Raw genomic sequence first — 8,614 nt, forward strand, 5'->3', positions numbered from 1 at the left:
CTGGCCGGCCCGTGCGCGGCTTCTGCGGAGGCAGCAACGGGGCGATCTGCTCCCACTGCGCATCAGTCAGTTCGTAACGTCGCATCCCGACAACATGGGGGCGATCACCACGCCCGTGAACCCTTTGCAGAGACGCCCTAGGTCTGGCGGCCGCCACCTTCGGATCATCCTACTACGCGGATCCCTATTACGACAGTTACGGGTACGCGCCGGTTGGCTACAGCGGTTATGGTTACGGCTACGCCCCGGCCACGTACGGCGGCTATGGTTACGGTCAATCCTACTGTGGCTGCGGCTACTGAGACGGCACCGCGAGACCGTCGTGTACGCCCCGGCCTTGCGAGCCGTATTACAGAAGCTTGAGCTGCACCGGTCGGCCATCGACCCGCAAGATCGCCGCACGTGATCGCGGCTTGGCGCATCATGGAGATCGACCGATGAGCCAGAACCATTTCACCCTGCGATTCCCTCTTGTATCGCCCGCGGACGCCGCCCAGGTCGCCGAACGCCTGTTGCCACTCATGCCGGCGCTCTCTCAAGCTGCGGATGAGTTGGGTACGATCCACTATGCCCGGTTCACCGTACTGAGCGACAAGACGCTCCTGTTCCTCGTCGATCACGACGGTGGGTTCGATGGCATCATGTCCGGATTGGCGAGCCTAGCTGGTCCGGTGTTCGATGCGATCTTCGAGCATGTCTCTGACCCGCCAGGGGGACCGGTCGCCGACCGCCCCCGGGCATTCGTCGACTGGACGGCTAAACACCTCCTGCGACCGCTGAACGTCTACAGCGCCTATCCGAGCGCCTCAGTGAAAGACATCAAGTCGCTGGCAGCGGCGGCGCACGTCCGCGGAGGCAAAGCACTCCTGCCGTTCCTCGTCATCCTCCCCATCCGGTCCGATGTCTCGTTCCTCGTCGTCCGATTGCTGCTGCGCCTGGCCGCCCGGAAAATCACCCGGGATCTCGACACGGTCGGAACGCCGCATTTCGCCCAGTTCGTGCCGTTGGAAAACAACCAGATCGGGTTTTTCACCGTCTACGACGGCGACTTCGACAGGTACATCGCCGACTTCACGAAAAATATCGGGCAGGTGTTCGACCTGATCTTCAAGTTCACCAAGGACCCACCACCGTCCCCCTGCCGGAAGCACCTGCAGGCGTTCATCGACTTCGCCGCGGTTGCGAGCCGAACACCCATTGGCTTCTACCAAGCCTATTCCGGCCTCACCGTGCAGGACATCCACGCCCTCGTCGCCGACGCCGCTCGACGAAACCGGGCACGTCCGAAGATGGCGATCGTCACGCCATGATCGGCAAAGGCAGGATCGGAGAGCCGCGGTGGTCGTATCGATCCAAGGTCGGGTGATGGAAGGGATATCTGGCAGGGTCCCAGCCGAGAGCCTCTGGCAGAGCCTGCTGGACCGCGGCCGGCGGGCCGTGTTCGACCGTCCGGCCGTCCGCGTAGATCCCATCGACGTCGACGACGTCCAGGGCTTCATCCTGCGCGGCTATCGGATGCCGATGGTCAGGCACCTCCTCCTGACGGTTGGCGTACCCGAGGCCGCACGGGCCTTGCTGGGCCGGCTCGTCGGCGGTGACGAGGCCGACGTTCCGCAGATCACCACCGCGAAGGACTGGCATGTCGGGTTCGAACCCGGCCCCTTCGACGACCCCGCCGGTACGCCGAGGGTCAAGCCGGATTACTGCCTCAACCTCGGGATCACTTGGCCAGGGCTGATCGCATTGGACGTCGCCGACCATGTGCCGGACCTATCGTTCGGGTCCTTTGCCGCCTTCGTCGCCGGGGCGGCCGAGCGGGCGCATCTCGTAGGCGACACGGGTGCGGGTTCGCCCGGCAACTGGGTCGGCGGGTTCGGCACCGGCGCGGACCATGTCCTGGTCACGCTGCATGCGCTTGGCCCCGGAGCGATGGAGACCTACACCGACCGCCTCGCGGAACTGTTCACGGAGGGCGGCGCGTATCGGATTCTCTCGCGCCACGACGGCCAGGCGCTCATGGAGATGCGGGACGGCGTGGCCGTGCCGACGTCAAAGGTCCACTTCGGCTACACGGACGGGATCAGCCAAACCACGATACGGGGCGGTCCCGAGAACTACTCGGCGGATCGGCAGCAACCGTGCGAGCCGTGGCTGTTCGTGCTGCGGGAGGAAGCCGAGAACTATTCCGTCCCGACCCCTCTGCAACTCGGCCTGAACGGTAGCTTCGCCGCCTTCAAGATCGTCGAGACCGACATCGTCGGCTTCGAGTGCTTCCTTCAGGCGAACAAGGATACGATCGACCCTGAGTTCCTCGCCGCCAAGATCTGCGGCCGATGGCGCAACGGCGTGCCGCTTGCGCTATCGCCGGATACCGACAGTCCCTCGGGCGGCATTCCTTCCGGAGACTTGAACGACTTCGATTACGTGAACGCCGATGGATCAGGTGATCAGAAAGGCCTGCGCTGCCCGGTCGGCGCGCACATCCGCCGGATCAATCCGCGGGGGCAGCCTGTCGCCGGTCAGGGCCATCCCGGTGGCAGCAACAACAGCCATCGTCTCGTTCGCCGCGGCATGCCTTACGGACCGGCTTACGATCCGTCCCAACCATACGACGGGATCGAGCGCGGCCTCCTTGGCTACTTTATCAACGCCAGCATCGAGAACCAGTACGAATTCGTCCTGAGCCAATGGGTCAACGGGAGCGAGTTCGCCGGTGCCGTGCGTCTCGATCCCGATGCCAGGGACCCGATGATCGGCACCCAAGCCTCGAACGACAGCGTGTTCAACATTCCACGGTCCAGAGGCGCGGCCGATATCAAGGCGACCGGGCTAACCACCTTCGTGACCACGAAGGCCGCCGCCTATTGCTTCCTGCCGAGCGTCACGGCGGTGAAGTTCATCGCCGGCCTTCCGCAGGCACCGCGATGACCGACCGGGATCCCACCACGTTCCGCCCGATGGAGGTTCGTCCATGTTGTGGCTGATGAGTTGGTTCGGGATCACCCGGAACGATGCCGACCGCCTCCTTGACACCGAGCCGGCCTATGCGGCGGAGATCGAACGCTACGTCCTGCGCATGCAGGCGGACACAGCGGTCAAGCAGCACAGGCTTCCCTGCCGCGGGACGCATGCCAAGGGGACCTGCGTCCGTGCCGAGTTCGAAGTGCCCGATCTGAAGGCGGGTTATCAGGCCGCCCTTGCCGGACGGTTGGCCCGGGGCGCGTTTGCACGGCCAGGCGTCTACCCGGCGACCGTGCGCTTCGCCAATTCGGACCCCAGCGTGAACCCGGATTTTAAGCCGGACATTCGGGCGATGTCGTTCTCCGTCGATCTCACGGGCGGGGCAGCCGATGGCTTCCCTCATGTCAGCCCCCGCCAGGACTTCTCGATGCAGAGCGCGTCCACGCTTCCCCTAAACGATGCCCGAGTGTTCCTCGCGACTATGAAGGTCATCACCGCGGACAAGCCTCTCAGGGCCTTCATGTCCCTGGGGTTCGGCGATCAGCTCCTGGTGATGCGGGCGCTGGGGTTGGCACAGGCGCAGTCCCGTCAGACGCCTAAGCCGTACTAGAGCATTTTCCGCCGAAGTGGTTGCCGGTTCGGCGTAAGAAAATGCGATACACAACAAAGGGCTAGAGTGTTTTCTGCGATCCAAGGATCACAGAAAACGCTCTAGCATCTCCGGTACTGGAGCACGGTTCCGTTCCGTCACGGACCCGGCGATGTCGTGAAGCAGTCCGCGATGCCGAGCATGGGAAATCCTGGGCACCCTCTGAGGCGATGCGAGCCGGACTGCCTGCAGGCCGAACTCACCCGCTATCTCGATGAGGACGACGCGATGAGCCGCTTCGACATCGGTCTTCAGTTCATGGACACCGGGCGGATGACGTATCACGGCCGGCGCCACGATGCGGCTTTCTGGATCGAAAACGCCAGCGTCGCGTGAAAAGAGGATGAAGCGCCGTTCCACGTCGCGGCCCAACTTCGTCTCCTGCCGAGGTCACAGGTCTCGGGCATACCCGAGGAGGCGACCTACTTCGACGTCACGCGAAATGCCCTGCCCGATAGTGAGCCGGTAGGCAGCCTCAATCGGATGCGCGGATGTTCGGAGGCTGCGAGCAGACAGGCCCGAACCAAAGCCGGCATCAAAACCGAGGCAAATGTGTGCGGCCGAGGGCCGGGCGTGCCAAATGCTGATATTCCCGCATGATCTTGCCGGGGGTCATCGACAGTCGCAATCCGCCGTCGAACCTCGCCAAGGCGTTTCTGCAAGATCCCCATCGACACCTGATCGACAGAACGTACGGCCTAGATAATTGAAGTCTTTGGAGACTGGAGAACCTCCACGTTCGACGGACGATCTCAGACCTGGCGTGGGAGAAGCTGATCCTGAGAGAGGCGGCCTCGGGACCCGAAGGAGAGCGCCAGCAAAACTTCTGAGCCCGGCTCGCCGCTGGGCTTGTGTCGACTACGTCGTTGCCGGGCCCCGTGTGCCGGAACGCTTCGCTCGTCCGGTTTCATCAGGAACCCGTAGAAACATTTCAGCGGTCGCCGCTTCGGGATGACGCTGGAGTTTCGGTGCATTCAAGCGGCCCAGCATGACCTTCCCCATCCTGAATTGTGACATCCGTTTTGAAGGGACTGCGATGGCACCACCAGTCCTGGGATTGCGGCCGACGCGTCCGTCTCGGTCAACGACCGTGAAAGCTCCGAACCCGCGAAGCTCGACCCTATCGCCCACCACCAGCGCATCCGAGATCCGGTTGAGGATCGCGTTTACGACTGCCTCGACGTCGCCCTCGTAGAGGTGCGGGTTCTGTTCCGCGACGCGAAGGATCAGTTCGGATTTGAGCATGGCGTCGGTGGAAGCTCAGTCTGATGGGGCTGACAAGGCTGGAGCGTGAGCGACAGGCACATCGCGAACGCATGCTGATCGCAGGGCATCGACGTCGAACGGCTTCTTCACAACGGTGACGGCGCCCAAGGCTGGCGGTATGACGAAGCTCTCGCCGTACCCGGTGGCGAATATGAATGGGACGTTCAGCGCTCGCAGTCGCTCCGCGACGAGCAGGCTCGTCTCGGTGCCGAGGTTGACGTCCAGCACGGCGAAGTCAGGGGGCCTGGCCTCGATAATGCGCAGTGCCTCCTTGACAGACGATGCCATTTCCACCGCGTCGGCCCCGAGTTGCAGCAGCATCTCCTCGCCCTCCAGGGCGATGACGATGTTGTCCTCGACCAACAGCACCATGCCGGACAGGGCGCAGGGCGGTGCGGGGCAGTCTTCCAGCCCCTTGATGGAAAGGATCTTCCTTTCAGGAGCGGGGCTGACGAACCGCATCGGCACGGTGAAGCGGGCCATGACCCCCGTGAGTTCGTATCGGATCTTGGCGTCGCCCTTCAGTTCGTAGGGAATCGAGCGTTCGATGATCGTGGTACCGAACCCGCGACGTGTCGGCGCTTTCACCGGGGGCCCTCCCATCTCGCTCCAACCGAGGACCAGCTCGTCATCGTCGCGGCTCAACTCGACCGTGATCGTCCCATGACTGTCGGCAAGCGCACCGTACTTGGCCGAGTTGGTCATCATCTCGTGGACGACGAGGGCCATCGTCGAGAAGGCCTGGGGTTCGAGCAGGACGTCCTCACCGTCGATGCGCACCCGTTCCGCCTTCACGCCAAGATAGGCGCCTGCCTCCAGGTGGATGAGGTCGTGCAACGAGCCAGGTCCCCAGTTCGTTGCGGTGATCTGGTCGTGGGCCCTGGCCAGCGCCTGGATGCGACCGCCAACCACGCGAGCAAAATCCTCGACCGTCTCGAACTCGGATCGGCTCTGGGTCATCAGGGCGCGGATCAGGTTCAGGATGTTGCGCACGCGGTGGTTCAACTCGGCGATCAAGAGTTCCTGGTGCGCCTGTGCTCCCTTGCGTTCCTTGTCCGCGGTGTCGGTCAGGCGCAACATCATCTCCAGCAGGGTGACTCGCAAGGACTCCGCGATGCGCAGGTCCGCCTCGCTCCATGGGACCGATTGCCCTCGGACGATCTCGCGCCAGGCATCGAAACTCGTTCTCGGCCTCAGACGCGCGCCGTCGGGGCCGGTCGTCACCGCCTTGTGCGGGTTCCCGGCCCAGTTGACGGTGCGCGCGACCTCGCGACGGAAGAAGATCAGGTAGTCCCGCGGCGTGCGTGAGATTGGGATCACGAGGAGGCCGGCAGCCCTCTCGGTGAAGGCCTTGGCCGGTTCATGCAGGCGTCCGAACTCGTTCGTCGTGAATGGCCGGCTCGATGCGATCTGGTTGAGATAGCGGACGACGCCGACCATTTCCCCCTGCGTGGGTGTGGAGCCTTTCAAGGTGACCTGCCCCTCGACCGACATCCCGATGCCGTCGCACTGGACGATGGCTCGGAGTTCGTCGAGGAAGCCCTTGAGACCGTCAAAACCCGTGCGGTCGGGGGCGAGCAGGCTCATCAGCCGATTGTGCAGGTCACGCGCATGGGCCTCGTAGGCGATGTCGACCTCGCGCTCGCGGCCTTCCATGATCCAGGAGAACATCTGCCCGAACAGTTCAATGCCGCTCCGCCGCTCGAAGGAGAGATGGTTCGGCACCCGGTGATGACAGGCGAACAGGCCCCAGAGCTTTCCGCCGCGCAGGATGGAGACCGAAAGCGAGGCGGCCACACCCATGTTGCGCAGGTATTCGAGATGGGTCGGTGAGACTGAGCGCAGCACGCTCATCGAGAGGTCGAGCGGCTGTCCCTCGGGATTGACCTGCGGCACGATGGCGGCTGGCTTAGCATCGACGTCGGCGATGAGCCGAAGCCAGTTCCGTTCATACAGCGCACGGGCTTGCTGCGGAATGTCGGAAGCCGGGTAACGTAGGCCGAGATAGGGTTCGAGGCCGGCACGCGCGGCTTCAGCGATGACCTCGCCCGAACCGTCGTGATCGAAGCGGTAGACCATCACCCGCTCGAAGCCGGTGAGTGCCCGCATCTGACGGGCGGCTTCCCGGCACAGGGCGCCGAACCCGGTCGTCTGCTGCAGTCGCCCGACGAGGGTACGCACCAGATCGACGGGATTGGTGCTCCCCGCCACGCTGGGCTCGGCCTCGATGACGATGCTCTCGCCGCTGACGTGCAGGGCGACGTCGAAGCCGGGACCGCCCTTCGAGAGTTTCAGTCCGAAGATCCGTTCGACCTGACCAGGGCCACGGATAGACTGGAGTTTTCCGCGAATTTGATGGACCGCCTCGCCCTCGAAGACCTCGACGAGGTGTGTGCCGAGCAAGGCCTCTGCCGGTTGATCGAGCCATTCCGCGACGTTCTCGGAAACCCGGACGACGATCCAGTCGGTCGATACCACGACGAGGAAGCCGAACGGTTGGATTGACCCGAGAATATGGATCGGTTCGCGGTCGCAGGACGCGGGATCGGCGGGGTTGAGGTCCGTGCCGATGGCAGTGGGTTTCACAGCGCCGCCTTCCGCCACTTAATCGAAATACCGGACGCGAAAACCTAGGATTAGGCATGCGATGGTATTGGGGCGGCTGAAGGAAACAGAACCGAAACCGCGAGATTGGCTTGGGCTTCGAAAAATACATTTGCAACGGTTTAGGTCCAGAACCGCAAAAATAACCCTCAATAAACTCAAATTCTGCTAGACTAAGTTGCTCGAAATTATCATTTTTGCACAATTAAGTACGTTATGGTACTGAATCGGACGGCCTGATCCAGAGCACATAGGTTGCAATGAGAGCAAGGATGCCAATCATAAAATAAAATGGAACATCTTCAATCATAATATTTTTCCCGATGCGGAGCGATGTTCGGTCCATCTGCTCGGATTTGTATTTGGTCTACGATGGCTTTGCGGTGAACCGGCCCAAGACAGCTAGTGTTCCAAATAATTTAAGAATGCCCGTTGTCCGCCTGAACATTAATCTTGGCAGGCCGTAGACCGCCATTCGTTTGGCTCTTTGACGCTTGCCTAACTGATCCCGGCCCATCCCACCTCCGAGCCAAGTTGCGTACCGGCTCACGTGAGATGGACGACCCACCCCGCCGGCCCTGTGATTAGATCGGGGCGGCGGGGCTGCCTCGTAAGCGCGCAAACCTGATTGAGCGCTACGGACGAAGCTGCGACGACCGCTTCGTCCGTGGGTCAGGAGCGTCTGCTTTTGCAACGCGCATGGTTCGGTCAGGATGGCGAGTTTGGGTCACACTCGCCGGTCCGCTCTGCGACCGGGATGGGTGGAGGCTGTGTGAGAACGCGGTTTGATGTGTTGACGCGGATCAGTGATGGCGCGCGGCAATCCGCGTGCCCTCACGCCCGCAGGGCGGTGAGGAGTGGCCCGGTGCCGAGGATCGCCATCACCCGCTTCAGATTGTAGGCCAGGACCTGCAGGCTCATCTCGGTGGCGACGTTCTTCAACCTGCGCATCCGGAAGTGGGTCGCGCCCATCCAGCCCTTGAGCATCCCGAACACGTGCTCGACCGTCTGCCGGCGCGTGCGCATCGCGTGAGGATCCTCGTCGAGCCGGCGCTGCACGGCTTCCAGGACCGCCTCGTGCTCCCAGCGCGTCACCCGCCGCTCCTTGGCCGGCGTGCCGACGACGCAATGGCG

At 63.0% G+C, this 8,614-nt stretch carries 6 protein-coding genes and 2 pseudogenes; 4 read left to right on the forward strand and 4 right to left on the reverse strand.

Annotation, left to right across the window (positions count from 1 at the left end; genetic code table 11):
* Positions 1-85: pseudogene (locus MKK49_RS00150) on the reverse strand (IS5/IS1182 family transposase); the annotation flags it as partial.
* Between the two features lie 352 nt (positions 86-437).
* On the opposite strand from MKK49_RS00150, the gene MKK49_RS00155 reads away from it, so the two are divergent.
* The 4 genes from MKK49_RS00155 to MKK49_RS00170 all read left to right on the forward strand — a co-directional run bounded on the left by MKK49_RS00155 (position 438) and on the right by MKK49_RS00170 (position 3,946).
* On the forward strand, positions 438-1,310 hold the full coding sequence (locus MKK49_RS00155; protein ID WP_244025977.1) for a hypothetical protein: 873 nt from the start codon (positions 438-440) through the stop codon (positions 1,308-1,310).
* Between the two features lie 28 nt (positions 1,311-1,338).
* Complete coding sequence (locus MKK49_RS00160) at positions 1,339-2,928, forward strand: Dyp-type peroxidase (RefSeq protein WP_244025978.1); 1,590 nt, start codon at positions 1,339-1,341, stop codon at positions 2,926-2,928.
* 43 nt (positions 2,929-2,971) lie between these two features.
* Positions 2,972-3,571, forward strand: coding sequence for a hypothetical protein (locus tag MKK49_RS00165; RefSeq protein ID WP_244025979.1), 600 nt, complete (start codon positions 2,972-2,974; stop codon positions 3,569-3,571).
* Between the two features lie 156 nt (positions 3,572-3,727).
* Positions 3,728-3,946 (forward strand): hypothetical protein, encoded by a 219-nt coding sequence (locus MKK49_RS00170; protein ID WP_244025980.1) that lies wholly within the window; start codon positions 3,728-3,730, stop codon positions 3,944-3,946.
* A 636-nt stretch (positions 3,947-4,582) separates the two neighbouring features.
* Here the strand turns inward: MKK49_RS00170 and MKK49_RS00175 are convergent.
* From MKK49_RS00175 to MKK49_RS00185, 3 genes and pseudogenes are all read right to left on the reverse strand, one after another.
* Positions 4,583-4,855, reverse strand: a pseudogene (locus MKK49_RS00175) (HU family DNA-binding protein); the annotation flags it as partial.
* Between the two features lie 15 nt (positions 4,856-4,870).
* Positions 4,871-7,462, reverse strand: coding sequence for an HWE histidine kinase domain-containing protein (locus MKK49_RS00180; protein WP_244025981.1), 2,592 nt, complete (start codon positions 7,460-7,462; stop codon positions 4,871-4,873).
* An 852-nt stretch (positions 7,463-8,314) separates the two neighbouring features.
* Positions 8,315-8,614: transposase (locus MKK49_RS00185; protein ID WP_244025982.1), on the reverse strand; the 300-nt coding region annotated here is incomplete at its 5' end.

It is taken from the genome of Methylobacterium sp. J-090 (assembly GCF_022829345.1).
In the GTDB taxonomy this organism is placed as follows: domain Bacteria; phylum Pseudomonadota; class Alphaproteobacteria; order Rhizobiales; family Beijerinckiaceae; genus Methylobacterium.

Coding starts and splice junctions, on each gene's coding strand:
- MKK49_RS00155 (WP_244025977.1), top strand. CDS start 438: ATGAGCCAGAACCATTTCACCCTGCGATTCCCTCTTGTATCGCCCGCG.
- MKK49_RS00165 (WP_244025979.1), top strand. CDS start 2,972: ATGTTGTGGCTGATGAGTTGGTTCGGGATCACCCGGAACGATGCCGAC.